Genomic DNA, 25,835 nt, shown 5'->3' with positions numbered 1-25,835 from the left:
TTGGTGAGGCCGTGGGTGGGGTATTGCGCTGCAGGCAATATATGCTGAGCATTGTGGGCTTATACCCACCTATGTATGCCTTGTTTGTTTGGATTCCGAATTGTCGTCGTCCGACTCGCGTTTGTGCGCCCGTGGGTGCGCAGCGTCATAGACCTGCGCCAGATGCTGAAAGTCGAGATGGGTGTACACCTGGGTGGTGGCGATGCTGGCGTGACCCAGCAGCTCCTGCACCGCCCGCAAATCGCCTGATGATTGCAGCAAATGCGTGGCACAACTGTGGCGCAGTTTATGCGGATAGAGGGGCTCGGCTATACCAAGGGTTTGCTGCCAGTGGCGCAGCCGTAGCTGTACGGCGCGGGTGGTGAGCGCGGCGCCATTCTGGCTGACAAACACGGCCTGCGTGCTGCCGCGCACCAGCTCAGGGCGGCGTAATAACCATTGCCGCAGGGCTTGCTGCGCCTCTTGCCCAATCGGCACCAGCCGGGTTTTATTGCCTTTACCGTGAATCGTGGCCATGCCGTGAGCCAAATCCAGCAAGGGCAGTTGCAGACCCACAATTTCGCTCACCCGCAGGCCCGCCGAATAGGCGAGCTCAAACATCGCTTTATCACGCGAATCCAGCGCATTGTCGTCGGGGAGGTGGTCGAGCAGCCCCACCACATCGTCCACATTCAAAACTTCGGGCAGTTTCTTGCCGCTTTTGGGGGCTTTGATCCCGCTGAGTGGATTGGTGGGCCAGTGAAAATCCCGCACCATCAGCTGAAAAAACGTCCGCCAGGCCGATAGCGTGCGGGCGATGCTGCGCCCAGACAGGCCTTGCTGGCTCAGGGTGCGTACAAACCCGCGTAGGGTGAGGGCATTCAGGCTTGTGAGTTCACGCTCGCCCGCCAGCCGCGCCAGTGTGTTCAGATCGCGCTGATAGGCGCTCAGCGTGTGCGGGCTGGCCATTTTTTCACCCACCAGATAGCGGATGAAATGCTCAAAACTCGCCCGACTACTGGCCGGTAAGGTCTCGGCCAGCTGCGGGTCGGGGATGAACTCAGGCGCTCTCATGATCCGGAATAACGCGGCGAATGGCCGCCGACACCAATTCGGACAGGCGCTGCAAATACAGCGTGCCCATATCGGGGTAGAAACGCTCGCTATCTTGGCTGGCCAAAACCAAGATGCCAAATGGGCGCTCGCCGGTTTTGAGTGCAAACTGGGCAAAGGATTTTAATTCGCCCGCGCCGATCTCAAACCAATCCAGCACTTCATCGGTGACATAGGGGCCGCAATAGGGCGAAACCAGATTGCTGGCCAGCGTGTGGATCGCTTCGCCCACCGGTGAAAACTCCATCAACTGATGGCCATCGGCCGGCAGCCACAGGCGTAGCGCCATGCAAGGCACATTGAAGCGCTCTTTCAGGTGGTATTCCAAAGTGCCGAGAATGCCGCGCAGATCGGCGGCCTTCATCAAATCAACGGTGAGCTGGTGCAATTTATCGGAAATCTGGTCGTTTTCCACACCAAATTGCAAGAGCTCGCTCAAACGGCCTTCCAGCTGGCGATTGCGGTCGCGCAGGGTCAGTAATTGGCGCTCGGCCAGCGATACCGCATGCCCGCCGTGATTGTGGGGCACATAAATTTGCGCCAGATCATCGGCGAATTCATCGAAAAATTCGGGATTCTGCTTTAACCATTGAACAATATCGGCAGCTTGCATTGCGGTATCCTGTCTGCGGGGTTAAATCTCGATCGTGCCGGTAAATACCGTCACAGCGGGGCCGGTCATCCAGACCGGTTCGCCAGCGCCAGCCCAGCGGATGCTTAAATCGCCACCCCGGGTATGCACCAGCACAGTGTCATTCAAAAGGCCGCGGCGAATGCCTGCTACCACAGCGGCGCAAGCGCCAGTGCCACAGGCCAGGGTCTCGCCGGCGGCGCGCTCAAACACCCGCAGGCGAATTTCGTCGCGGCTCAGAATCTGCATAAAGCCGGCGTTCACTTTTTGCGGAAAACGCGGGTGGTTTTCGATCAGCGGGCCATGCTCGGCCACCGGCGCGGTGTCGACATCGTCCACCACCTGCACCGCATGCGGGTTGCCCATCGACACCACCGAAATATCGCGCACCACATCGGCCACGATCAGCGGATCGATAATGGCTTCATTGGGGGCTTGAAATGGAATCTCGGCCGGGGCAAAGCGGGGCACGCCCATATTCACGGTCACCTGCCCATCGGCGGCCAATTGCGGGTAAATCACGCCCTTGGCGGTTTCAACGGCGATTTCGGTTTTGTCGGTGAGGCCTTGGTCGTAGACAAAACGGGCAAAACAGCGCGAGCCATTGCCGCATTGCTCCACTTCCGAGCCATCGCAATTGAAAATCCGATAGCGAAAATCGATGCCAGGGGTGGCGCTGCGCTCCACCAGCAAGAGCTGGTCAAAACCAATCCCGAAATTGCGATGACCCAGCTGACCGATTTGCGCGCTGCTCAGTTGAACGTTTTGGCGCACGCCATCAATCACCATAAAGTCATTGCCCAGGCCGTGCATTTTGCTGAAGTGCAGCTGCATTGATGTCATCCGAATATAAAAATAGCCCTTATTGCAGCAGGGCTGGCGGGCGGGGTAAAACGAATTATTTTTCGCCCGCCCCAGAAATACTGTTGGCGGCTAGCTCGAAAGCCCGGCAAGCCAAGGTCATCGCACTAGGCTAATGCGCTGGCCGAGGCGCGGCAAGTTTCGCTTGGGCGATGCGTGCTGGTCGCGACAATTTGGGCCATGCTGGCGAGCTAGCAAGGGGTCAATCAGTTGTTTTCGCCAAACAGCCGGCCGTATTCCACCATCAAGCAGCGATCCATCACGATGGGTATGCCAGCCGCTTGCGCGCGCGCCGCGGCAGCTTCATCGATGATATCGAGTTGCAGCCAGATGGCTTTTGCGCCGCACGCAATTGCCTGATCGACCACGGCACCGGCTTCTTCGCTGCGGCGAAACACATCCACCAGATCAATCTCGCCCGGCACGCTGGCCAGATCGGCATACACTGGCTCGCCGAGGATTTCGGCGGCCGGCTTGGGCGTGACCGGAATAATCTGAAAACCCCATTGCTGCATCAGGCGGGCCACGCCATGGCTGGCGCGAGTGGGCTTATCGGATAAACCCACCACGGCAATGCGGCGAGTATTTTGCAAAATACGGCGAATTTCATCATCACTGGGGTTTTGAAAAGCCATGAGCGTCTCCGCAGCTAGGGGTATAGGCTGCTAGCGCATATTAGATATGCGCTAGCGATAGATACAATGGCAGGTATATTAAGCCAGCACCAGTACCGCATCGGCTTCGACCAGCGCGCCTTTAGGCAGGGCGGCGGCTTGCACGGCGGCGCGAGCCGGGAAAGGCTGGCTGAAGTATTCGCCCATAATTTCATTGAGCTTGGCAAAGTTGGCCAGATCAACCACAAATACGCCCAGTTTCACGATGTCCGACAAATCGCCACCAGCCGCTTGGCACACCGCGCGCAGATTTTGAAACACGCGATGCGCTTGCGCTTCAAAGCCATCGGCCAGCTCGCCCGATACTGGATCGAGACCAATCTGGCCAGACAGGTAAACGGTGTTGCCGACTTTAACCGCTTGCGAATAAGTGCCAACGGCTTTAGGGGCGTGATCTGAATGGATGATTTCTTTGCTCATGATGCTTCCTTAGTGATGAAGTTACGGGCGTTTGTTGGCGTTAATGGCATAGGGCTCGGGATGAACGCGGCCATTGTGCAGCACATCATCGGCGGCGTAGATGTGGCTGATTTCGATCAGCAGCAGATCGCTTACCACAGTTTGCTGCCGGTCAGCCACGGCAATCGCTTGCAATAGTCGACCTTCCAGCGCCACGGCGCAATCATCGATGCGCGGCGCTTTGACGGTTTGGGCGGGGGCAAATTGCAGGCCGAGACTGTCGATTTGTTCTTGCGACGGCGGTGTGCTCGAGCCCGTAGCGTGCACTGCTGGGGCGTGGTCGTGCGACGGGATATGAATCACGCAATCGCCACCTTGGCTTAAATGCAGCGCGGTGTCTTTTTGCTCGCTGCGGCCATCGGGGCCGAGGCGGCGATTGACACTCAGCGAGACAATCATCGGCTCGGTGCTCACGATATTGAAATACGAGAACGGGGCGATATTGATCTCGCCCGCGCTGGCGCGCGTGGTGACCCAGGCAATCGGGCGGGGCACCACACAATCGGTGAGCAAGGTGTATTTTTCTGCAGCGCTGAGCGCCGCAACAGGCCATTCCATACTTTATCCTGATGGGTATATGGCCACAGGCCTTTTGATAGTTGGCCTGTGGCGATATACCTATTTATGCTTCGGGTAAAAAACGTTCAATCAATACATTCAAAAACCGCTGCCCCTGTGCGGTGGGCTTCACCCAGTGCAGGTCGCGGCTGAGCAGGCCTTCGGCACAGGCTTGCTCGATTTGATAAATTATCCGCTGCTGCGGCAGCCCGGTGCGCTCGGTAAACAGCGCCAGCGGAAAGCCCTCGGTGAGGCGCAGCAGATTCAGCATGAATTCAAACGGCAATTCGGCCGGATCGACTTCGGTTTCGCTTTGGATTGCGCTACCACTGGCCATGGCCGTGAGATATTCGCTGGGCTGCTTAAAGCGGGTTTGCCGAATGATTTTATCGTGAAAACTGATCTTGCCGTGCGCGCCGGCGCCAATGCCCAGATAATCGCCAAATTGCCAGTAATTGAGATTATGCCGGCTGCGATAGTCATGCTGGGGTGATTGTTTGAAAAACGCGCTGGTTTCGTAGTGGCCAAAGCCGGCGCTAGCCAGCTCGGCTTCGATCATTTCTTGCATATCGGCCGCTAGATCGTCATCGGGCAGGGCGGGTGGATAGCGATGAAACAGCGTGTTGGGCTCCAGCGTGAGGTGATAGGCCGACAAGTGCGTGGAGCCACAGGCAATCGCCTGGCGGATATCAGCTTGCGCTTGGGCCAGCGTTTGCTGCGGCAGCGCGTACATGATATCCAGATTGAAATTGCTAAAGTGCCGCTGGGCGATGTCGATGGCGCGCAGTGCTTCACCTGCGCTATGCACCCGACCGAGCGCTTGCAGGTGCTGATCATTAAAGCTCTGAATGCCAATCGAGAGCCGATTGATGCCGGCCGCCGCGTAGCCGGCAAATTTCTCGGCCTCGAAGGTGCCCGGATTGGCTTCGAGCGTGATTTCGGCATCGGGGTGCAGCTTGACCCGCGCGCGAATGCCATCCAGTAGCTGGGCCATGCTGGCGGCTGAAAATAAGCTTGGCGTGCCGCCGCCCATGAAAATACTACTGACCGGGCGGCCCCAGATTTGCGGCAGATTGCTTTCCAGATCGGCCAAGAGCGCGGCGATATACTGCGCTTCAGGCAGGCCGCTTTCACTGTGGCCGGTTTTGACCGCATGCGAGTTGAAATCGCAGTACGGGCATTTTTTAATGCACCACGGAAAGTGGATATACAAGGCCAGCGGCGGCAGCGCGCTTAGGCCGGAGCTACGCAGCTGGCTGAGGGAAATCGACTGCATGGCTTACTTTTTCGGCGCGTTTTTCTGCGAGTAATCGAGCATGCCTTTCAGCACTTTGTAGTCGGGGTGGCTGGATTTGATGTCCATTTTGCCGGCATCCATCGCCTCGTAGTAACGCGTGCAGGCAGTGTCTTGGCCATTTTTTTCCATCGATGCTTTGATGGCTTCATTGGCTTGCGTGTTGAAAAGCTTGCGCATGTCTTCAACCGCACTGCGGGCGGCTTCTTCACCCTGAATTTGTTTGATGCTGCCCAAATAGCCATTCATATAGTCGGCGTGCATCATCAGATAGTCGCGGTTGGTTTTCAGCCATTTTTGCTGGGTGGTTTTGATTTTTTCTTCGCTCAAACCGCCTTTGCCTTTGCATTCCAGACCCATTTTTTGCACGATCACAATGGCTGTGCTCAAGTTGCCCGCCGCCTGATTGCGCTCGGCCGTAAATGGGTTGTCGACTTCCGCGCTGGCTGAAGCTTTTGAGGCAGCGGCTTTGCTCGGTTTACTAGCGGCCATGCCCAATGCAGGCAAAGTCAGGGCGAGGGCGAGCAGGGTGGGTTTTAACATGGTGTTCCTTGCGAGATAGCTCAGGATTGATAGGGGTTGTGCAGCGCTTCCACCAGCTGGTGCAGCACGGTTTTCATCTGTTCGGCCGAGACTTCCATCAGCAGGCCATCCTCGAACAGGTCTTGCGCCATTTGCGCCAGCTCGTCGAGGTTTTCATTCATTACTTTGACTTTTTCGGTGCATGAGACCACTGAGCCGTCATCGCGACACCAGCGAGCCCAGCGGCTTTCATCGTCGGCGGGGCGGCTCATAATCCGGTTTCCTGCAGTTTGGCCAGTAATATCTGCAAGGCTTTGGCGCGATGCGAGATCTGGCTTTTTTCTTCGGCACTGATTTGCGCCACGGTTTTGCCCCATTGCGGCAGGACAAACAACGGATCATACCCAAAGCCACCATCCCCAGCCAGCGCATGGCCAATTTCGCCCAGGCACACGCCATCGGCAATCAGCGGTTGCGGGTCATCAGCGCTGCGCACCAGCACCAGTGCCGCGTAGTACCAAGCGCGGCGATCGGCTTGGCCGGCCATGGCGGTCAGTAGTTTTTCATTATTGCGGCTATCGGATTTAGGCTCGCCGGCGTAACGGGCGGAAAGTACGCCCGGCGCGCCGCCCAGTGCGGCGACACAGAGGCCCGAGTCATCCGCCAGCGCCGGCAAGCCGGTGAGCGCCGCGGCATGGCGGGCTTTGGCAAGGGCGTTTTCGACAAATGTGCCAAAAGGCTCGGCACACTCCGGTACATTGAGCGCCCCTTGGGGCACGATTTCCAGCGCAAGTGGCGCAAGCAAGTGGCCAAATTCTTTCAGTTTGCCGGCATTATTGCTGGCGAGCACAATTTTCTTCATGGGGTATGGCTTGTAAAGCTAAATCTGTAAAGGGCTAGGAGTATATACCTGGGGTTAGTAGGCTTTTTTGCTCAGTATCATCAGATCTTGTTCACGCTTCATCTGAAAGCGATTGAGCAGGCTGGTGCCAATCAGGATCGGGCCATTATCGTCTACATCGCGCACCACCAGTTGCACGTCATAAACGGTGATTTTACCCATTTGCAACTGCTGCACCCGCACCATCCAGGCCCCGACAATGCCATTGGCGGTTTGCGAGCGACCGGTTAGGGCGCCCTGGGTGCTGATTTTCATTTGCGCAGCCTGATTGCGGCTCAGCGATAAATGCGTGGCGCCGGTATCAATCACCCCGGGCAAAGTTACACGATTGATGGTGAGCTCGGTACTGTAATGCCCGAGCTGATCAGGTTGCAGCACCAAGGTGCCGCCCTGATTGTCGGTTGGATTGGCGCTGCTTGCCACATAGCCCTGGCCCAGCTGCAAAGTGCGTTGCTGGCCATTGCTGGCCACGACCGCAGATTCGCCTTCAATGCGGATTACTTTAAAAGCCCCGCTTTCCTGCCCGCTACTTAAGGTTTTGTGCAGGCCATTGATTTGAAACACACCTTTATTACCCATGGTGCCGATCAGCATAATGTCATCCGCAACCGCCGGTAGGGCCAGGGCGCAACACAAAATAGCAGCACAACGACGTAGCATGGGTGGGTTTTCCTTATTCAGTGGTTTCGCGCCGGGCCTGGCTCGCCTCAATCTCCTGGATTGCACGCTCAATCAGCGACCAGTCAGCATTTTTCAGTAGTGTGGCATCAGACAGCATGCGACGCCACTGCCGCGCACCATACTGTCCCTGATACAGCCCTAAAATATGCCGGGCAATAAAGCGCAGCGGGGTGCCACTGGCCAGCTCCGCTTCCACAAATGGGCGCAGCGCTAGCATGGCTTCGGCACGGCTGCGCTGTCGGGCCGGCGCGCCGTACAATTGGGCATCCACCTCGGTCAGCAGCCACGGATTGTGATACGCCTCGCGACCCACCATCACGCCATCCACATGCTGTAGATGCGTCTGACACTCCGCCATGGTGGTAATGCCGCCATTAATCAGGATTTCCAGCGCCGGGAAATCCCGTTTGAGCTGATAGACATAATCGTATTTCAGTGGCGGGATTTCACGGTTTTCCTTGGGGCTCAGGCCCTTTAAAATGGCATTGCGCGCATGCACGATAAAGGTGCTGCAGCCAGCCGCCGCTATCTCACCAATAAAATCCCGCACAAATGCGTAGTCTTCAATCTGATCAATGCCGATGCGGTGCTTGATCGTGACATCAATGCTGCAGGCATCGCGCATCGCCTTCACGCCATCGGCCACCAGCTGGGGCTCCAGCATCAGGCAGGCGCCAAATGAGCCGGATTGCACCCGTTCGCTCGGACAGCCGACATTCAAATTCACCTCATCATAGCCCCAGTCTTGCGCAATCTTGGCGCAGCGGGCCAGGTCGGCCGGCTCGCTGCCCCCCAGCTGCAGCGCAATCGGCTGCTCGCACGGATCAAAGCGCAAATGCCGGCTCTGGTCGCCATGCAAAATCGCCCCGGTATTCACCATTTCGGTATACAGCCAGCATTGCTGCGATAGCTCGCGGGCAAAGCGCCGATAATAGCGATCGGTCCAGTCGAGCATCGGGGCAATCGCAAAGCGGCGAGGGGGTGTTAGCCCTGAATTGAATGACGGCTTGGCTTGATCTGCTGGTGTATTTGTCTGCGGCATGTCTACGGTCTGATTTACGTTTGCACGGTCTATTTTTAAGACTCGTCCTATTAGCAGCGCGATTTTGAAAGAAGAAAGCGTGCGTATTAGACTTGTGTGCGATGGCCGCTATTTTACGCCTAAGCCAGCGGAATGGCACGGTCACTTTCAGGGGGGAGGTTCGCCTCGGGTGTGGCGGGGCTGTGGTACAGAATGAACGTCGGCGTTTTGCTGTGCCAGCAGCAGGGCCTGTGATCAAGCGGGCGGATGAGGGCATGAGCCAGCCCATCCCCCCAAATACCCAACTGCGAGGGTGCCCTTAGTTTTGGCTAAGGCACTCCCGTGCGTGAGTCAGCTTGAGCGGCAATTAGCCACCCCGTTTTACCTTCGGGTTGCCCTTGGCATCCAGCTCCAGCCAGAAGTTTTCCAGTTTCAGCTCTTTCACGGCCTGATTCACGTACTTTGGCTCTATCCATTGATCAAAATTGATATTGCCGCGAATCATTCGGTACTTCTGTGCTGATTGCAGTGCATCTTTATAAAACGCGATAAAAAACTCATCCAGCAATGGGCTTGAGCGTTGCTTGAGAGAGGTGCCGTCATACTCTTTTTTCCAAGACGAGAATGGCACGCCGTCTTTCGACCATTCTTGCAGTGTTTTATCTCGATTGGCATCCAATGAGATTTCGTGGGCCGACTTCACCGCTACCTTCACCAAACGTTGGACCAGTTGCGGGTTATCGCGCTCGAATTCTTCGGTCACCAGTAGATTGGCCTGGCTGGTCTGGCTTAATGGCTGGCCTTTGGTGGAGTAGATGATTTTGGCGATACCTCGATCAATCAGTTGAAAGCCGCCTTGTGTCAGCCAGGCGCCATCAATGTCTTTGGTCGCCAGCGCGGCCTGAGCCGTCGCTACATCCATATTGATAGTCTTAAAATCCCGCTCGGACAGCCCGCGCTGTTCCAGGATTTTGTTCGCGGCCAGCTGCATTTTGGTGCCTTTGAAGACGGCGATTTTTTTGCCTTTCAAGTCTTCAATCGAGGTCGCGGTCGAGTCGGCCGGCACTAGCAAATAGGTATGGCTCAGTACGCCGTTGGCCAGAATAATCTTGGTTTTCAGCCCACTGGCTTTCCCGATAAGGGTAGGCAGATCGCCAACCCAGGCAAAGTCGATCAATTTATTGGCTAAGGCTTCGTTGACGGCTGGGCCTGCACCTTTGAAAAAGCTCCATTCGACTTTAATGCCGTCTTTTTTGAACTCTTCTTCCAGCAGACCTTGAATATTGACCGAGCCAATGGAGCCACCGCCTTGCACCGGGCGACCACCGGTGCCCGTGCCAGCGGCGCCAATCCGGATAATTTTGGCGGGATCAGCCAATGCTGCCGTACTGAGCAGTAACAGCGCGGTGGTAAGTAGCGTGCGCCATGTTCGTTGAGGTTGATGAATTGTCATTTTGTATTGTTCCTTATGCTGGTGTGAATACTGCGGCGCCTTGTGAGCACTGCAGTTCAGTCGCATCCCTGACTGAATCACCTTTAATGCAATTGGCATGCCAAGTCGGCGCAGAAAAGTCTTGCGCAGTAAGTCTTTGTTTTGTCTGAGGCAGTGTGACGTGATCGCATGGTGTGTCATTTGCTTACGGCATGAGTGGTGATTTTTGTGCTCAGTATTCAGCACATTGTTGAAAAGTCAGCAGATGGAGTTCAAGGCGCGCTGTGCACTTTTCAGCAGGCTGCGCTGTAGCGTGTTGATGGCGCAACACGGCAAGCCCCACTTGCCTGAGGTACGGGGTCGGTTTGAATGAAATATTCATAAAAAACAATTGCTTGTCTTCTTTCTTCTGTGGTTGGCATACCCATTGCTCTAGTAGGGCTATGGCTGCCTGTGCAGCCCATATCCAACCCATATCCAATCCATAGGGAGCAGAGCATGAGTAACAAACGACAATTGAAACTGGGCGTATTTCTCTCACCTTCTGGCCACCATGCGGCGGCCTGGCGTCATCCGGATACCAATCCGGCCGGCTCAACGGATTTTGAACACTTCAAAAAGCTGGCCAAGATCGCCGAAGCTGCAAAATTCGATACCATCTTCACCGCCGATAGCGATGGCATCTGGGGCGGCGGTGGCGATCAGGATTTGCGCAGCCGTCGTGAGCTGAGCACAGGTTTTGAGCCCATCACCCTCTATTCCGCGCTAGCTGCCGTCACCAAGAATATTGGCTTTGTGGCCACGGCTTCGACCACCTACAACGAGCCATGGCATATCGCCCGTAAATACGCGTCTTTGGATCTGATTAGTGGCGGGCGGGCCGCGTGGAATGTGGTGACGTCAGGCAATGCCGAAGCGGCATTTAACTTTGGCCTGGAGGCGCATCCGGACCACGCTGAACGCTATCGCCGCGCCGCTGAGTTTGTCGATGTGGTGAAAGGGCTGTGGGATAGCTGGGATGAAGGCTCGCATCTCTACGACAAAGCCTCAGGGGTGTATTACGACCCGAGCAAACTGCATCTGCTGAATCATCAGGGTGAATACTTTAAGGTGAAGGGGCCGCTGAATGTGCCGCGCTCGCCGCAAGGACACCCGGTGTTGGTGCAGGCAGGGGCATCCGAACCCGGCCGCGAGCTGGCGGCGCAAACCGCCGAGGCCATCTTTGCTGCCTGGCAAACGCAGGAAGACGCGCAGTCTTTTTATCGGGATGTGAAAGCCCGCGCAGCCAATAAATACGGCCGCAACCCGGATCACATCAAGATTTTGCCAGGGGTATACCCCGTGATTGGCCGCACCGAGGCCGAAGCCCTCGCCAAGAAAGAACAATTGCGTGAATTGATTGATCCTAAGATTGGTCTGAGTCTGCTGGCGAGCCTAGGCGGGCTGGAGGGGCTGCGCGATTACGATCTGGATGGGCCCGTACCGCAAGATCTACCGGAAACCAACAACAACAAGAGCCGCCAGCGGCTATTGCTGGACTTGGCTGCACGCGAAAATCTTACCATCCGCGGCTTGTATGAATGGGTAGCCGGGGCCCGTGGGCATCGCGTGATTCATGGCACGCCAGAGCGTATTGCCGATCAGCTGGAAGAGTGGTTCGTGGGCGGCGCAGCCGACGGTTTCAACTTGTTGGCGCCGACTTATCCAGGTGGCCTGGTCGATTTTGCTGACTTGGTGATCCCGATTCTGCAAAAACGTGGCCTGTTCCGCACTGAATATGAATCATCGACGCTGCGTGGCAATCTAGGCCTACCGATCCCTAGCAGCCGATACCAAGCGGACGAGGGTGAGCAAGCGGCTTAATTAGCTTGGATTTTATTCAACTAAACAGGGCAATCCCGAAAGGTATTGCCCTGTCAGATTGATGAGAAACCCCACGCGCGAAGTGCGGCTCCCCTCAAGGAGGGGACGGGAAGGGCGGGAATAGAACATCAAGGCGGCAGATTGAAAGCCTTATTTCCCAGGCTCGGCTTAGCCGAGACTTGCAGCCTTTTGTTCAACCACTTTTCAGCAGCCTGGCAGGGCAATACCGAAAGGTATTGCCCTGTAGTTATTGATAATTATGATTATGAAGGATATACGGCAAGGGGGTATGTTAGCGATAGCCTTTGGCGCTTTGCCCGCAGTCGGCAATCAGTGTCTGCGCGGTGAGGCAAGTTAGGCTCTCGCTCAGCGCAAACAAAACCTGGGCAATTTCATCCGCGGTGGCCAAGCGGTTCAGCAAGCTTCCCGCTTTTAACGCGCTAAAATCTTTGGGCTCGCTCAGCGCCAACGGCGTGAGCACCGTGCCCGGGGCTACCGAGTTCACGCGGATGTCTTCCGGGCCGAGCTCAAGCGCCAGGCTCTGGGTGAGGCCACTTAAGCCCGCTTTGGCCGCGCTATAGGCCACCCTGCCATAGGCTTTTAGCCCGTTAATTGACGACACAAAGGTGATCGCGCGATTAGGGTGCGTCGAGGCCCGCAGAAGTGGCAGCAGCTGCTGTACCAATAACAGCTGGCTGCCCAGATTCAGATCCAGCGAATCGAGTAGCTTATCGGCCGGAATCTCGGCAAGCGGCAGAAATTCCTCGGGCAGGGCCCGCCCCGCCAGAGTGATCAGATGGCTGATTGCACCGTAACGCCGCGTTAAATCCAGCACCAGACTGGTAATGCTGGCCTGATTCTGAATATCGCAAGCGATAAACTCGACCGCCCCTGCATAGCGCTGCTGCAGCAAGCGGCCCTGTTCAGGGTCGCGATCAACGATGACCACTTGATAATGCTGGCGCACAAATAACTGCACTGTGGCGCTGCCGATACCGCCGGCACCACCGACAATCACGATCGTTTTTTTCATGTTTTTCCTTGTGATTCAGGCAGCGAGCTGAGAGTTTGGCGCTGATAAAGGCCGGGAAACCAGCGGATCCACAGTACAGCCACGACCAAAGTACCCAGACCGCCCAATACGACTGCTGCTTGCGGGCCAAACCAATGGGCGGTGAGGCCGGATTCGAATTCGCCCAGCTGATTGGATGCACCGATAAAGAGCCCATTAATGGCACTGACCCGCCCGCGCATGTCATCCGGTGTTTCTAATTGCACCAGCGCGCCGCGAACCACCATGCTGATCATATCGGCGGCCCCCAAGATCACCAGCGCCAACAAGGAAAGCCATAGCGAAGAGGAGAGCCCAAACACGATCGTGGCTAGGCCAAACAGGATCACGGCGGCAAACATCAGCTGGCCCACGCGACGGCGTAAGGGGTAGTACGCCAGCACAATCGACATGCCGATGGCCCCCACTGCCGGTGCCGAGCGCAGCAAGCCCAGGCCCCAGGGGCCGGTGCGCAAGATATCGCTGGCAAACACCGGTAATAAAGCGGTAGCCCCACCCAGTAGCACCGCAAACAAATCGAGCGAGATTGCCCCAAGTAAATCGCGGCGGGCGCGAATGTAATGCAGCCCCGCAAGGAGATTTTCCCAGCCTTTGACGCTTTGCCGCTCGCTGCGTGGCGGTTTCTTGATCACAAACATCAGGGCGCAGCCCAAAGCCATGCAGAGGCCACTCAGCGCATAGGTCGCGGCCGGATCGGCGGCGAAAAGTAAGCCCCCTGCCGCCGGTGCGACAATGGTGGCGGCTTGCATGGCCGATGCCGAAGCCGCGATCGCGGCGGGTAATAGGGCTGGCGGTACCACATTCGGTAGTAAGGCCTGCATGGCTGGCATTTCAAAAGCCCTTGCCGTTCCCAGCCAGAAGGCCAGCCCGAACAAAAGCTCGCGGCTCAAGCCGCCATGGAGCGTCAGCGCACACAGCAGCAAGGCCGCCAGCGCTTGTGCGGCTTTCGTCGTGGCCGCAATGAGCCGCCGATCATAACGGTCGGCCACTTGGCCAATTTGTAGCAGGAATAGAATCCGCGGGGCAAATTCTAGTAAGCCGACCAGCCCCAAGTCGAGGGCGCTGCCGGTCAGGCTATACATCTGCCAGGCTGTGGCCACAGCCAGAATCTGAAAGGCCGCCGCAGTTAAGGTGCGGGAGAGCCAAAATGCTTGAAAAGGACGATGGTGGCGCAGTGAGGGCAGTTCAGTAGGCATGGCAGGTATCGGTGAGCCCCCCCTGGAGGCCCAGGGGGGAGGGATTACGGCGCAGGGTTGCTGATTTGCGCCTGAATAGCATCAATCGCAGCGATCACCTCAGGGCTGAGGGTCACGCGAATACTACCGATGTTTTCGGCTAGCTGTTCAAGATTGGTGGCCCCGATCAAATTACTGCTGACAAAAGGCCGGCTATTGACGAAGGCCAGTGCCAGTTGAGCTGGGCTCAGGCCATGCGCTTGTGCCAAGGCCACGTATTGCTCGGTGGCTGCTTGCGCTTGCGGATTGTTGTAGCGGCTAAAACGCTCATACAGGGCCAGGCGGGAACCTGCTGGCCGCGCACCATGCAGGTATTTGCCACTTAACACGCCAAAAGCGAGTGGCGAATACGCCAGCAGGCCGACTTGTTCACGGTGGCTAAATTCCGCTAGGCCGATTTCAAAGGTGCGGTTGAGTAAGCTGTAGGGGTTCTGGATGCTGGCGATGCGTGGCAAGCCCAGTTGGTCATGAGCCGCTAAAAAGCGCGACACGCCCCACGGCGTTTCATTCGACACCCCGATATGCCGCACTTTACCGGCTTTAACAAAATCAGCTAGCACCGACAGCGTTTCTTCAATGCTCACCGTGTATTCGTCGTCGATCCATGGGTAGGCCAAACGGCCAAAAGTGTTGGTGCTGCGGTCGGGCCAATGCAGCTGGTACAGATCGATGTAATCGGTTTGCAGGCGAGCCAGGCTGGCATCCAATGCCACAGTCAGGCTTTCGCGGGTGAAATGGGTTTGGCCATTGCGCAGGTGATTGGGCTGATGCGCCTGGCGAACGGGCCCAGCGGCCTTGGTGGCCAGTACTACTTCATGCCGGCGGCCGGTTTTTTTAAACCAGCTACCGATATAGCTTTCGGTGCGGCCCTGGGTTTCCGGCTTGGGTGGCACCGGATACATTTCGGCTGCATCGAGCAGATTAACGCCTTCAGCCAGTGCAAAATCAATCTGTTCATGAGCCTGAGCTTCGGTATTTTGTTCGCCCCAGGTCATGGTGCCCAGGCCAATCACGCTGACATCCAGTGTGGTACGGCCTAATTTACGATATTCCATGCTATTTCTCGTCCAGTCGTCGTGGTGGTGGTGGGATGGTGCGGGTCGTTCAGCAAACCATGCCTTTTGAGCAAGGTGCGCAACACATTACGGGTGAGCCCGAGAAGTTCGGCGGTACGCACCTGGTTGTAGCGGGTGTATTCGTACGCAGAACGAACCAGTAGATTTTCGACTTGCTCAAAGAGCTCAGGCTGCTCAGCCTGAAATAATTTATGCAGTTGCTGGCGAATAATTTGCAGCGGGTCGCCACTGCCTGCGGTTTCTTGCCCATGGCTGGTGATGGCGTTGAGTTTGAGGTGTTCGGGGCGGATTTCTCGGCCGCTGGAGACCAGCAGCGCGTAATGCATCACATTTTCCAGCTCGCGAATATTGCCCGGCCAGCTGTAGCTTTGTAGCGCCAGTACGCTGCCGGGGGTGAGGGCGGGTGCACCATAACCCAGCTTGTGGGCATAAATGCCCAAAAAGTGCTCGGCCAGCGGCTGAATATCGGCCCGGCGCTGACGCAAGGCTGGAATATTGATACTCACCACATTAAGCCGATAGAGTAAATCCTGGCGGAAATGCCCGGCATTCACTGCCTGTGCCAAGTCCACATTGGTGGCCGCAACCAGTCGTACATTAATGGGGGTGGGTTTGCGGGCGCCAACCCGTACCACCTCGCGTTCCTGTATCACGCGCAACAGTTTTACCTGCAAGGCCAGCGGTAAATCGCCAATTTCATCGAGAAACAGGGTGCCGCCATTGGCCGCCTCGAACCAGCCGGTTTTGCTGCCTACCGCACCGGTGTAGGCGCCAGCCTCGTGACCGAATAGCTCGGCTTCGGCCAGGGTTTCGCTAATCGCGCCGCAATTCACCGCGACAAATGGGCCTCTCCGGCCACTGATCCGGTGCACATGGCGGGCGACCAGTTCTTTACCCGTGCCGGTTTCACCGTGGATGAGAATCGGCGCTTCGGATGGTGCGACCCGCTCTACTTCATGCAGCAATTGCTGGGATTCCGGGTCGGCAAATACCAAGGCTTTGGCCCGAATGCTGAGCGGACTTTGTTCCTGATCGGGAAAGGTCAGCACGGTCGTCGAGTTATCGGGCATGGCGTTCTCCTGGTGGTGGCTTATGGGTATATTCATCAAGACACTGCAGAATAATGGCTTGATGAATATACGCTGGGCAGGTATGCCCAGCGCAAGTGCTTACAATGTGGCAATCGACACTTCGGTTGATTTCACAAAGGCAATCACTTCACGGCCCGGTTTCAGATCCAGCTCTTTGAGTGAGCGGGTGGTGATGACCGAAGTGACCACACCTGATGGGGTGAGTACATCCACTTCTGATAACACTGGCCCTTCGATGATCTCTTTGATGGTGCCGCGAAATTGGTTACGTACGTTGATTGATTTGATGCTCATGGTATTGCTCCTCAGGAAAGGTAAAGAAAGTGGCTACGAAACATTAATGAATCAGATACTGATGCTGGCCTGCTGGATGCGAGCGGCCAACTGGGCCGGGTCGAGCTGGACCCGACCCGGATTACTCAAGTGCGCGAGGAAATGGCCGATGGCCAAGGCGAGGCGCTCGTCGATTTCGGGGGCGATTTGGTAGCCAGTCGGCTCTTGGCTCGTAAAATCCTTGTCGGTGGCGTAAACCCCGCCGACAATATGGCGGGCTTTCAGTGCCGATAGCACCGGCTGCAAGGCGTATTCCACCGCCAACAGATGTCCGGGGCTGCCCCCGGTGGCCAAAGCCAGCGCCGCTTTGCCTTCGAGTGCCCGCTCAGGCAGCAGATCAAGAATGGCTTTGATCACGCCGCTGTACGCCGCTTTGTACACGGGCGTGCTGATAATCAAGCCATCGCTGTCGGCAATGACGGCTCTAAATTCGCTAATGGCCGGGCTATTCCAGCGGGCGTTAATCAGATCTTCGGCTGGAAAGTCATGCACGCCGTACTGAATAACCTTTACCCCTTGACTGCGCAGCAGTTTGGCGGCGCGCTGCAATAAGGCGGTGGATTTCGAGGGCTGGCTCGGGCTGCCTGCCAGCAAGACTACAGTGGACATATACTCTCCAAGCGTTGTTGTTCTGTATGGCTTGAGAGCGACTATACGGCCTGCTGTATATTTCTAAAAATAATTAATGAATATTCTTATAGATTAAATTGGAATATTGCTGCGCGCTGTTGCCTGCGCAGCAGATTGCACCAGAGTCTGCGTGCTTCACAGCATCGTAAGCATTGGATATTTGTCTTTGGTTATATAAAAATCACAAAATATTATTTATTGGAATATCAAAACTAGGGGAAGATGCAGTCAGCAGCGATTCACGTCTGCCGCGGCAGTGGGCAAACATCTCAGGCCGTGACTGAACACCTTCGGGAGAGACCCTACGATGAAAAAAACGATTGCTTTAGCTGTATCCCTCGCCTTGTTCTCTGGCGCAGTCTGGGCCGACAAGCTCGATGAGATTAAAAAAGCCGGTGTGTTGCGTGTGGCCGCATTCGATAGCAACCCGCCGTTTGGCTTTGTTGACCCGCAAACTCGCCAGCTGGCTGGTTTGGATGTCGATGTGGCGCAAGCCTTGGCAAAAAAGCTTGGCGTGAAGCTCGAACTGCAAGCCACTAACCCGGCCAATCGAATTCCACTGTTGACCGCGAATAAAGTCGATCTGGTGGCCGCAAATTTCACCATCACCGAAGAGCGGCGCAAACAGGTGGAATTTAGCGTGCCGTACTTTGCCACCGGCCAAAAATTCATTGCCAAAAAAGGGGGGCTGAAAAAGCCCGATGACATCAAAGCCTTGCGTGTCGGCGTGGATAAGGGCACGACGCAGGAAGCGCTGCTGCGCGAGAAATACCCGCAAACACCAGTGGTGGCCTACGATGACACCCCGCTGGCATTTACCGCCTTGCGCAACGGCAATGTGCAGGCGATTACGCAGGATGACGCCAAGCTGCTGGCGCTGCTGGCCAATGCCCCCGATAAAGCCAAATACGAAATTTCCCCTTTTGCCCTCACGCGTGAATATCAGGGTATTGGCCTGCCACGCGGCGAAGAGCGGTTGGCGCAATTTGTGAATGCCACTTTGCAAGAGCTGGAAAAAACCGGTCAGGCCAAACAGATTTATGACCGCTGGTTTGGCCCCAAAACCAAAGCGCCATTGCCACGCGACTTCAAAATCGGCGATCCAACCTAAGCCTGCAAGCTCAGCGCTGGGGCGGCTAAGCAAGGCCCGCACCCTGTCATCCGCCCCTGTGCCAAGTGCAGCGCACAAGACGTAGCAGGGCGGGTGAAGCGGGGAGCGGATGCCTGCAGCCCCCGCGATCTGCCGACCGGCCAGACTCGATCAGTCTGGCCGGTTTATTTTCACCACGGGCGATTCGCCTGTATTGGGGAGAAAGTGATGCCAGCATGGCTTGGACAAGGATTATTGGGCAGTGAGCAGCTAGGCTGGCTCTTGCAGGGGCTGGTGCTGACCATCACGCTGTCTGCGGCGGTCATTCTGACTGGATTAATCTTGGGGGTACTGCTGGGTATAGCGCGGCAGCAAGGGCATTGGCCGTGGCTGGCGCTGCCGCATAATGCGCTGCGCAATACGCCGCTTTTGGTACAAGTGCTGTTTTGGTATTTCGCGGTGGGCGGGATGCTGCCGGAGGCCGCGAAAATTTGGCTCAATACCCCCCATGTGCTCTGGCAATGGCAGGACTTAAGTCTGGGTTGGCCCTCATTTGAGTTTTTGGCCGCGTGGTGGTCATTAAGCCTATATGCCATGGCCTATATGGCCGAAGATGTGCGCTCCGGGCTCAATGCCGTGCCCCGTGGCCAATGGGAGGCCGCGCAAGCCCATGGCCTGCGACCTTGGCAGGTCTTACGCTGGATCATTTTGCCGCAAGCTTGGCAGATTGCCCGTATCCCGCTTCTGGGGCAGGGCCTCAATACCATCAAAAATACCTCACTGACCATGGCGATAGGGGTGATGGAATTATCCTATCGATCGCGTCAGGTGGATGCTCAGACTTTGCTGACGTTCCAGGCCTTTGCGGTGGCCACGCTGCTGTATGTGCTGTTGAATCTACTGACACAGCGCTGGGCCCAGCCCCGACTGGAGGCGAAGCGATGAATTGGCCGGTGATTACCGATAATTGGCTGTTTTTTCTGATTGGCGCCTGGCCGCATGGCCCTTTGGGAGGTTTGGTGCAGACCTGTTTGCTGGCCTTGGGGGGCGGGGCGCTGGCCACCGTGCTGGGGCTGGCCAGCGGTTTGGCGCTGTGGGCCGGCTGGGGTGGGGCGCTGTTGCGCTGGGGCTGTGAATTTTTGCGCGCCATCCCGGTGTTGCTGCTGATGTTCTGGTGCTATTTTTTGTTGCCGATTGTGTTTGGCTTGGATGTGCCCGGCACCTGGACCGTGATCGTCGCGCTGGGCTTGGTCTCGGGCGCCTATCTGGCCTATGCCGTCCAAGCGGGCTTGCAAGCTGTGCCACGCGGGCAGTGGGAAGCCGCGCAGGCGAGCGGGATGCGCCGCGGGCAAATCTTGCGCTGGATTGTGTTGCCGCAGGCGCTGCGCATTATTCGCCCCTCGTGGCTTAATCAATGGGTCACCTTAGTTAAAGATACCTCGCTGGCGTATATCGTCGGCGTGGCTGACTTTACCCTTGTGGCCAATCAGGTCAATAGCCGTGAGCAGGTGTACGCCTTAGAGATTTTTCTATTTATTGGTCTGGTGTATTGGGCTTTGTGCGCCAGCTTGCAATGGTGCGGCGAACGCTACGGGCGGATTGCTGTGCGTGATTAAGGAATAAACCTATGTATATTGCTACACAGCTTGCCAGAGGTGGCTTGCAGACCGATACCCATAGTGGGGCGATCAGTACCCCCATCTATCAAACCGCGACCTTTGCGCATCCGGCCCTAGGCCAAAGTACAGGTTTTGATTACAGCCGCTCGGGCAATCCAACCCGGCAGGCACTGGAGCACACCATCGCTGAGCTGGAAGGGGGTAGCCATGGCTTTGCTTTTGCCAGCGGTTTGGCCGCCTTGTCGACCGTGCTGGCGCTGTTTTCGGCCGGCGATCATCTGGTGGTGAGTGCGGGCTGTTATGGCGGCACCTATCGCTTGCTCGATCAGGTGTTTGCCCGTTTTGGCTTACAGATTAGCTATGTACCCCTGCATGACGCGGCGGCATTCGCTGCGGCCAGCCAGCCCAATACCAAGGCGATTTTGCTGGAATCTTTATCGAATCCCTGTCTGGATGCGCCCGATTTTGCCGCCATCAGCGCGCTGGCCCAACAGCAGCAATTGCGGTTGATCGTGGATAACACGCTGCTGAGCCCGCTCTGGTTTCAGCCCCTACGCCATGGGGCTGATATTGTGTTGCATTCGGCATCCAAAAGCCTGAGTGGGCATAACGACACCATTGCCGGGGTGGTGGCCGTGCGCGATGCCGCCTTGGCGGCTGAGTTGGGCTATTTGCAAAATGCCATCGGCGCAACGCTGGGGCCGCAAGATGCCTGGCTAGTCGTCCGTGGCATTAAAACCCTGGCTTTGCGTCTGGCGCAGCAGGAGCGCAATGCGCTCGCTCTGGCGCAATGGTTAGCCGAGCAGCCCCAGGTGAGCCAGCTGCGCTACCCGGGTTTGACCGGCGACCCCGCCCATCGGGCCATTACCCAGTTCGCCAGCGGGTTTGGTTCGCTGATCAGTTTTAGTCTGCCCGATGAAGCGGCTGTTCGCCGCTTGATAGAACGTTTGCAGTGGATCAGTTTTGCCGAGAGTCTGGGCGGGGTGGAGAGCCTGATTACCGTACCAGCGCTCCAGACGCACGCCAATCTGAGCCCGGCAGAGCGACAGGCACTGGGGGTCGGCGATCACCTGGTGCGCTTATCGGTAGGGATTGAGGATACGCGCGATTTGCTGGCGGATTTGGCGCAGGCGCTGGCCTGAACTGGACTGAAGAGGGCTAGCGCCAGTCGGCGAAAATTTGCCACGCTAACCGGATGAGCAGTCCGCTCGCCAAAGCGATAAATAAATAGCGGATTAAGCGATTGCCAAAGCGCAGTACCAGCCGGGTGCCCACCCAGCTGCCGAGCAAATTGGCCACGGCCAGCGGGAGGGCTAAGCCCCACAAGACCGCTTGCTGCGGTACGAAAATCAGTAAGGCCGCCGCATTGGTGCTTAGATTCACCACTTTGGCTATCGCCGCCGCCCGCAAAAATTGCTGCCCTTCATAACGCACCAGCCAGAACAGCAAGAAGGCCCCGGTGCCCGGCCCAAAGAAACCATCGTAAAAGCCAATTCCAATGCCAAAAAGCAGCCCCGCAGCCATCGGCCTTGGGGTGGCTAGGGTTTGGTCACGCTGGCCCAGCTCGGGTTTGCGCAAGGTATAGAGCAAAATCGCCAGCAGCAGCACCGCCACGACGGGGCGCAATAGTGCCGCAGGGAATAAGCCGATCGAATGTGCCCCCAGCAAACTGCCCAAGGCCGCCGTGCTGGCCAGCAGCAGGGTGCGCTGCAATGGCACCTTTACTTGCCGCAGGTATTGCCGGGTCGCGAGCAAAGTGCCCCAAATCGCGGTCATTTTATTGGTGCCTAAGAGATGCAGTGGTAGCTCTTTGGGTAGGGCGGTGAACAAGGCTGGCAATAAAATCAGGCCGCCACCCCCAATGGCCGCATCTATTAAGCCGGCCAGAAAAGAGAGCGGGATCAGCTGGCTGGCCAGTGTCAAACTTAAGCTCATTTTTTATTTCTTATGGTTATATTGAAATGAATATATATTCTTAATGTTTTTATTTTGGCTCGGCGATAATGCCGGCAACTGACGAAATACATGCGCTTAGCGCAAAGGAATGGCTCAATGTCGCTGACAGAGTCTTTCATGGCTATGGGGGCTGACAAAACTGGCCCTCAACGCCCGGCCGCAGACGGTGACCCCGCGGCAACGCTCAGCCACAGCGTGCCGGCGCTGGATGATTATGCGCCGCTAACCCGCCGGCAAGTCAATGCGCTGCTGTCGTTTACCCAGCAAGATGTGCTCTTGCCCCATCAAATCGCCAAACTCAGTTATCGCAAATTATTGGCCGTGCCGGGTTTGGGTGATAAAGGCATTGCCTTGGTGCGCGCATGGCTGCAGCGGCACCAATTACCGGTGAACCATATTCCGCTGGAAAAACCGCGATTGCGCCGTGTTAGCCGGCAACTGGATCAGGCCTATCGACTGCTGCATGAGCATGGCTATCAGATTCTGGGCCCCGATGTGGATGACTATGTGATCTAGCCGCCGACGCGGTTAGATCAGAAGCAGTTCTGGCTCGAGCGCACTTTGCAGATGGTCCAGATCATCAAATCACCCACCCCAAACCGCCACACCAGTACTAACAGCCCGCACCGGGCGGGCTATTAGTACATGAGCGAGGATTGACTTCCCGCTGCTTTAGGCCTGTTCAAAGGCCAGGCTCTGCTGCACGCTCGGGCGCTGGGTAAACTGCGTGTAGGCGCGCTGCAGCCCCGGATATTGGCTGAGCAAATCGTTAAAGCGACTGATCCAGCCTAAGAACACCCCCAGATAGGCATCGGCAATCGTGAAGCGCTGGCCGACCAGATACGGGCCATCTTGCAGATGTTTTTCCAGATGTTGCAAGGCGCTCTCGATTTGGGTGCGCGCCTGCGCCTTGATGGCTGGATGCTGTTCGCTATCCGCTAAATAGCGCTCGGGGCGGTTGAAGGGGCGGAACGCCCCCACATGCAACTCGCTACTGAGATAACCGATCCACGATTGAATCTTGGCTCTTTCGCTACTACCGACCGGGGCGAAGAGCTGATGGTCACTGGTCTGATCGGCCAGAAAGGGCAGGATGGCGCTGTTTTCGGTAATCACTTCACCATTATCCAGCTGCAAGGCGGGTACGCGACCGAGCGGATTGATGTGGTGAATCGGTGAATCCGGTGTGCGCAACGGCACTTTGACGATCTCGATCGGCAGTTGCAGTTCTCGCGCCACCACATGGGTGCCAAACGAGCAAGCGCCAGCGGCAATGAATAATTTAGGCATGTCAGTCTTCCTTGGTTTAGGGTTTGATGGCTACGGCAAAATGCAGATAACGGTGCAGGCGTACGCCGCTAAGCTGTTGGCGTGTGCTGAGCTCGGTGCGTAATTCACGCAGGATTTCGCTGCGGATATCCGGCAGGAACTCACTGAGGAAATTGCCAAATGAGCTGGCATTACTGAAATCAATCACTGCCTCGGCATTGGGGAATAGATCCGCAAAACGGCGTAGCAGAATTTCTTCGATGATGAAACTGGCCCCTTCCAGCTGACTGGCGAGCTGAGCATGGCTAACCCGGAAAGGCGTACTCCCCACTTCGGCATTGCGGCGCAAATTGAGCTTGGCCACACTGCGCTGAACCAATTGCTGGATATCGTGCGGCCTTTCGCGCGACGCCGTGCTGATGGCAATCCTGCCTCCGGGTTTGAGTACGCGAAAGGCTTCGGCCAGGGCTTGATCTTTATCTGGCAGCCAGTGATAGACGCTATTGAGGAGCACCGCATCAAATTGGGCATCGGCAAACTGGCGCAGATTTTCTGCCCGACCCACGCTGAAATCTAAATGCGCGAGCTGCAGGCTACTGGCCCGCTGGCGGGCAATGTCGATGCGTAAGGGCAGTGGATCGATCCCCACGACCTGGCCATGGCGGTGGATATAGCGCTGCGCTGCGAGGGCGGCGAGGCGCCCGGTGCCGGTGCCAATATCGAGCAGGCGGGCATCGGGTTTCAGTTGCAAGGCCGCCAGCAAATGCTGGCCATGCTCATATTGCAGATCACTGATCTGATCATACTGCTCAGCCAGCTGCTGGGTATCAAGCTGTAGGTTAGACATTCCGTGGCCTCTCAAAGTAAAGGGGGGGTGGGTATGTTTTCAAGTACGCCAGTTTCGGCCACATAGTCACGCCAGTCGGTCAGCAACTGGTTCAAGATATCGGGCCGGGCCTGGGCAAGGTCATACAGTTCGGCTTTATCGGTGCTCAGGTCGTAGAGTTGCCAGCGCGAAGGCCCTTGCGGCTCGGGAATAAACACGGCCTTCCAGTCGCCACGGCGGATGGCCTTGCGCCCGAAGAGTTCCCAGCCTGTGACCTGATTGTGCGGGTGAATATGATCTTGCTCGCCTTGCAGATAGGCTTGCAGCGAGCGCCCGCGCAGCGGCAGTACCTCGCGGCCATGAAAAACGGGATGTGGGTGATTCACGCCTGCGAGTGACAGCAAGGTCGGCGTGATGTCCATCACGGTGGCAAAACGGTGAGAGATTTCGCCTTGCCGTGCCAGCGGTGGATAATGCAACAGCGCCGGTACACGGATGCCACCCTCAGTGGTAAAGGCCTTGTACAGCCGAGCAGGTGCCGTGCCGGCTTGCGCCCAGCGTGGGCCATACCAGACATACGAATTACCGCGGCCGATATTTTCAAGGCTGTTGTCGTAATAGTCGGCGATGACTTGGGCCAGATTGGGGCCACACGCCGGTAGCGCTTCCAGCAGTGCACCTTCGGCGCCGTTATCCGACAAAAAGAGAATGACAGTATTGTCAAACTGCCCTGTGGCTTTGAGCTGGGCTATCACGCGGCCAATATTCCAGTCCATCCGCTCAACCATCGCAGCATACACGGCCATGGTGCGTGCAGAGATCGCGCGCTCTTCTTGGCTTAAGGCTTCCCATTCGGCATTGCTGGCCACGACCGGGTGCGCTTCAACGCCCGCATCGACTAAGCCCAGCGCTTTGAGTCGGCTCAGCCGCTCCTGGCGCAAGGCCTCAGGGCCCGTATGGTAGTAATCGGAATATTTGGCGATCAGCTCATCAGGTGCTTGCAGGGGCCAGTGCGGGGCCGAGTAGGGCAGATAGGCGAAAAACGGGCGCTCGTCGGGGGCTTCGGCGAAATACTGCAGCAGTTTGTCAGTGAAGTAATCGCTGGAGTAATAATCATCGGGCAGCGTGTCGACAAAAGCGCCGTCTTCGGCATATAAGCCGCGGGTGCTTTTCAACAGGCGCGGAATCTCTTCCTCGCCTATCGGCGCCTCAAACCCATAATGATTCGCCGCCCCTGGCAGCAGCGCAAACGAGCGCTCAAACCCGCGTACCGCTGGGGTGCGATCCAGCGTTTTCCCCAGATGCCATTTGCCTGACATGATGGTGTAGTAACCGGCATCGTGCAAAATTTGCGGCAAGGGCGCAATGCGGTCATTTAAATAGCCTTCATAGCCAGGCTGGCCCGCGTGGGCCGGCGTGAGGATCTCGGCGAAAGTACCCAGGCCTGCCAGATGATGATCGGTGCCACTTAGAATCATCGCCCGGGTGGGCGAGCATGCCGAGGCAGCATGAAAATCGGTAAAGCGCACGCCGGCCAGGGCCAAGGCATCCAGATTCGGGGTGCTAATTTCGCTGCCAAAAGCCCCCAGATCCGAAAAGCCCAGGTCATCGGCCACAATCAGTAAAAAGTTCGGTTGTTGAGCCATGCC

30 protein-coding genes are annotated in these 25,835 nt (G+C 56.8%); 6 read left to right on the top strand and 24 right to left on the bottom strand.

Going from position 1 to position 25,835, the window contains the following annotated elements; all coding sequences use genetic code 11:
- Positions 1–69: 69 nt before the first annotated feature.
- From QV747_RS03595 to QV747_RS03530, 14 genes are all read right to left on the bottom strand, one after another.
- Complete coding sequence (locus tag QV747_RS03595; protein ID WP_273429149.1) at positions 70–1,053, bottom strand: tyrosine recombinase XerC; 984 nt, start codon at positions 1,051–1,053, stop codon at positions 70–72.
- On the bottom strand, positions 1,040–1,705 hold the full coding sequence (locus tag QV747_RS03590; protein WP_273429147.1) for a DUF484 family protein: 666 nt from the start codon (positions 1,703–1,705) through the stop codon (positions 1,040–1,042). Before QV747_RS03590 ends, QV747_RS03595 begins: the two co-directional genes overlap by 14 nt.
- 21 nt (positions 1,706–1,726) lie before the next feature.
- Positions 1,727–2,557 carry a diaminopimelate epimerase gene (gene dapF / locus QV747_RS03585; protein WP_273429145.1) on the bottom strand — a complete coding sequence of 277 codons (831 nt, stop codon included), beginning with the start codon at positions 2,555–2,557 and terminating at the stop codon, positions 1,727–1,729.
- Between the two features lie 233 nt (positions 2,558–2,790).
- Positions 2,791–3,219: a CoA-binding protein gene (locus tag QV747_RS03580; RefSeq protein WP_273429143.1), complete on the bottom strand. Its 429-nt coding sequence runs from the start codon at positions 3,217–3,219 to the stop codon at positions 2,791–2,793.
- A 78-nt stretch (positions 3,220–3,297) separates the two neighbouring features.
- Positions 3,298–3,678: a Rid family detoxifying hydrolase gene (locus QV747_RS03575; RefSeq protein ID WP_028449483.1), complete on the bottom strand. Its 381-nt coding sequence runs from the start codon at positions 3,676–3,678 to the stop codon at positions 3,298–3,300.
- 21 nt (positions 3,679–3,699) lie between these two features.
- Positions 3,700–4,275 carry a flavin reductase family protein gene (locus QV747_RS03570; RefSeq protein WP_047391971.1) on the bottom strand — a complete coding sequence of 192 codons (576 nt, stop codon included), beginning with the start codon at positions 4,273–4,275 and terminating at the stop codon, positions 3,700–3,702.
- A gap of 64 nt (positions 4,276–4,339) precedes the next feature.
- The gene (hemW, locus tag QV747_RS03565) at positions 4,340–5,551 is read right to left on the bottom strand and encodes a radical SAM family heme chaperone HemW (protein WP_273429141.1); all 1,212 of its coding nucleotides are present in this window, start codon (positions 5,549–5,551) and stop codon (positions 4,340–4,342) included.
- Positions 5,552–5,554: 3 nt separating this feature from the next.
- Positions 5,555–6,112: a hypothetical protein gene (locus tag QV747_RS03560; RefSeq protein ID WP_273429139.1), complete on the bottom strand. Its 558-nt coding sequence runs from the start codon at positions 6,110–6,112 to the stop codon at positions 5,555–5,557.
- A gap of 20 nt (positions 6,113–6,132) precedes the next feature.
- The gene (locus tag QV747_RS03555; RefSeq protein ID WP_047391964.1) at positions 6,133–6,363 is read right to left on the bottom strand and encodes a hypothetical protein; all 231 of its coding nucleotides are present in this window, start codon (positions 6,361–6,363) and stop codon (positions 6,133–6,135) included.
- On the bottom strand, positions 6,360–6,953 hold the full coding sequence (rdgB, locus tag QV747_RS03550; RefSeq protein WP_273429137.1) for an RdgB/HAM1 family non-canonical purine NTP pyrophosphatase: 594 nt from the start codon (positions 6,951–6,953) through the stop codon (positions 6,360–6,362). Before rdgB ends, QV747_RS03555 begins: the two co-directional genes overlap by 4 nt.
- A gap of 54 nt (positions 6,954–7,007) precedes the next feature.
- Entirely contained in the window at positions 7,008–7,652 is a 645-nt protein-coding gene (locus QV747_RS03545) for a TIGR02281 family clan AA aspartic protease (protein ID WP_273429135.1), read from the bottom strand.
- 13 nt (positions 7,653–7,665) lie between these two features.
- Positions 7,666–8,628: a tRNA dihydrouridine(20/20a) synthase DusA gene (gene dusA / locus QV747_RS03540; RefSeq protein ID WP_373317277.1), complete on the bottom strand. Its 963-nt coding sequence runs from the start codon at positions 8,626–8,628 to the stop codon at positions 7,666–7,668.
- 433 nt (positions 8,629–9,061) lie between these two features.
- Positions 9,062–10,147 carry an ABC transporter substrate-binding protein gene (locus tag QV747_RS03535; RefSeq protein ID WP_273429131.1) on the bottom strand — a complete coding sequence of 362 codons (1,086 nt, stop codon included), beginning with the start codon at positions 10,145–10,147 and terminating at the stop codon, positions 9,062–9,064.
- A 211-nt stretch (positions 10,148–10,358) separates the two neighbouring features.
- Positions 10,359–10,601 (bottom strand): hypothetical protein, encoded by a 243-nt coding sequence (locus QV747_RS03530; protein ID WP_273429130.1) that lies wholly within the window; start codon positions 10,599–10,601, stop codon positions 10,359–10,361.
- A 23-nt stretch (positions 10,602–10,624) separates the two neighbouring features.
- Between QV747_RS03530 and QV747_RS03525 the strand changes: the two genes are divergently transcribed.
- Complete coding sequence (locus QV747_RS03525) at positions 10,625–11,989, top strand: LLM class flavin-dependent oxidoreductase (RefSeq protein ID WP_273429129.1); 1,365 nt, start codon at positions 10,625–10,627, stop codon at positions 11,987–11,989.
- Positions 11,990–12,281: 292 nt separating this feature from the next.
- On the opposite strand, the gene QV747_RS03520 is transcribed toward QV747_RS03525, so the two are convergent.
- From QV747_RS03520 to ssuE, 6 genes are all read right to left on the bottom strand, one after another.
- Entirely contained in the window at positions 12,282–13,022 is a 741-nt protein-coding gene (locus tag QV747_RS03520; RefSeq protein WP_273429128.1) for an SDR family NAD(P)-dependent oxidoreductase, read from the bottom strand.
- A complete protein-coding gene (locus QV747_RS03515; RefSeq protein WP_273429127.1) occupies positions 13,019–14,257 on the bottom strand; it encodes an MFS transporter in 1,239 nt (412 codons plus the stop codon). The genes QV747_RS03520 and QV747_RS03515 overlap by 4 nt, the downstream gene beginning before the upstream one ends.
- 44 nt (positions 14,258–14,301) lie before the next feature.
- Positions 14,302–15,351 carry an NADP(H)-dependent aldo-keto reductase gene (locus QV747_RS03510; protein ID WP_273429125.1) on the bottom strand — a complete coding sequence of 350 codons (1,050 nt, stop codon included), beginning with the start codon at positions 15,349–15,351 and terminating at the stop codon, positions 14,302–14,304.
- Entirely contained in the window at positions 15,333–16,442 is a 1,110-nt protein-coding gene (locus QV747_RS03505) for a sigma-54-dependent Fis family transcriptional regulator (protein ID WP_273429124.1), read from the bottom strand. Before QV747_RS03505 ends, QV747_RS03510 begins: the two co-directional genes overlap by 19 nt.
- Positions 16,443–16,541: 99 nt before the next feature.
- Positions 16,542–16,757: a molybdopterin-binding protein gene (locus QV747_RS03500; RefSeq protein WP_028449472.1), complete on the bottom strand. Its 216-nt coding sequence runs from the start codon at positions 16,755–16,757 to the stop codon at positions 16,542–16,544.
- Between the two features lie 51 nt (positions 16,758–16,808).
- Entirely contained in the window at positions 16,809–17,405 is a 597-nt protein-coding gene (gene ssuE / locus QV747_RS03495) for an NADPH-dependent FMN reductase (RefSeq protein WP_273429123.1), read from the bottom strand.
- 328 nt (positions 17,406–17,733) lie between these two features.
- Here ssuE and QV747_RS03490 point away from each other — a divergent pair, with 328 nt between their 5' ends.
- From QV747_RS03490 to QV747_RS03475, 4 genes are all read left to right on the top strand, one after another.
- A complete protein-coding gene (locus tag QV747_RS03490) occupies positions 17,734–18,537 on the top strand; it encodes an ABC transporter substrate-binding protein (protein WP_273429122.1) in 804 nt (267 codons plus the stop codon).
- Between the two features lie 207 nt (positions 18,538–18,744).
- On the top strand, positions 18,745–19,461 hold the full coding sequence (locus QV747_RS03485) for an amino acid ABC transporter permease (protein WP_273429121.1): 717 nt from the start codon (positions 18,745–18,747) through the stop codon (positions 19,459–19,461).
- Positions 19,458–20,132, top strand: a complete 675-nt coding sequence (locus QV747_RS03480) for an amino acid ABC transporter permease (RefSeq protein ID WP_273429119.1) — start codon at positions 19,458–19,460, stop codon at positions 20,130–20,132. The genes QV747_RS03485 and QV747_RS03480 overlap by 4 nt, the downstream gene beginning before the upstream one ends.
- Before the next feature lie 11 nt (positions 20,133–20,143).
- Complete coding sequence (locus QV747_RS03475; RefSeq protein WP_273429118.1) at positions 20,144–21,277, top strand: PLP-dependent aspartate aminotransferase family protein; 1,134 nt, start codon at positions 20,144–20,146, stop codon at positions 21,275–21,277.
- A 16-nt stretch (positions 21,278–21,293) separates the two neighbouring features.
- Here QV747_RS03475 and QV747_RS03470 read toward each other — a convergent pair whose 3' ends face one another.
- Positions 21,294–22,070, bottom strand: coding sequence for a TSUP family transporter (locus tag QV747_RS03470; protein WP_034619174.1), 777 nt, complete (start codon positions 22,068–22,070; stop codon positions 21,294–21,296).
- Positions 22,071–22,187: 117 nt separating this feature from the next.
- Here QV747_RS03470 and QV747_RS03465 point away from each other — a divergent pair, with 117 nt between their 5' ends.
- A complete protein-coding gene (locus QV747_RS03465) occupies positions 22,188–22,607 on the top strand; it encodes a hypothetical protein (protein WP_273429115.1) in 420 nt (139 codons plus the stop codon).
- A 156-nt stretch (positions 22,608–22,763) separates the two neighbouring features.
- On the opposite strand, the gene QV747_RS03460 is transcribed toward QV747_RS03465, so the two are convergent.
- Genes QV747_RS03460 through QV747_RS03450 form a run of 3 tightly spaced genes read right to left on the bottom strand, consistent with a single transcriptional unit; the run spans position 22,764 to position 25,832 of the window.
- Positions 22,764–23,381 (bottom strand): glutathione S-transferase C-terminal domain-containing protein, encoded by a 618-nt coding sequence (locus QV747_RS03460; RefSeq protein ID WP_047391719.1) that lies wholly within the window; start codon positions 23,379–23,381, stop codon positions 22,764–22,766.
- Between the two features lie 16 nt (positions 23,382–23,397).
- Positions 23,398–24,207 carry a class I SAM-dependent methyltransferase gene (locus tag QV747_RS03455; RefSeq protein WP_273429112.1) on the bottom strand — a complete coding sequence of 270 codons (810 nt, stop codon included), beginning with the start codon at positions 24,205–24,207 and terminating at the stop codon, positions 23,398–23,400.
- A gap of 11 nt (positions 24,208–24,218) precedes the next feature.
- A complete protein-coding gene (locus tag QV747_RS03450; protein WP_273429109.1) occupies positions 24,219–25,832 on the bottom strand; it encodes an arylsulfatase in 1,614 nt (537 codons plus the stop codon).
- Positions 25,833–25,835 lie beyond the last annotated feature (3 nt).

Source organism: uncultured Chitinibacter sp. (assembly GCF_945957625.1).
In the GTDB taxonomy this organism is placed as follows: domain Bacteria; phylum Pseudomonadota; class Gammaproteobacteria; order Burkholderiales; family Chitinibacteraceae; genus Chitinibacter; species Chitinibacter tainanensis.
The sequence above is the reverse complement of the archived record's forward strand: the minus strand, read 5'-3'. Positions and strand labels throughout refer to the sequence as shown.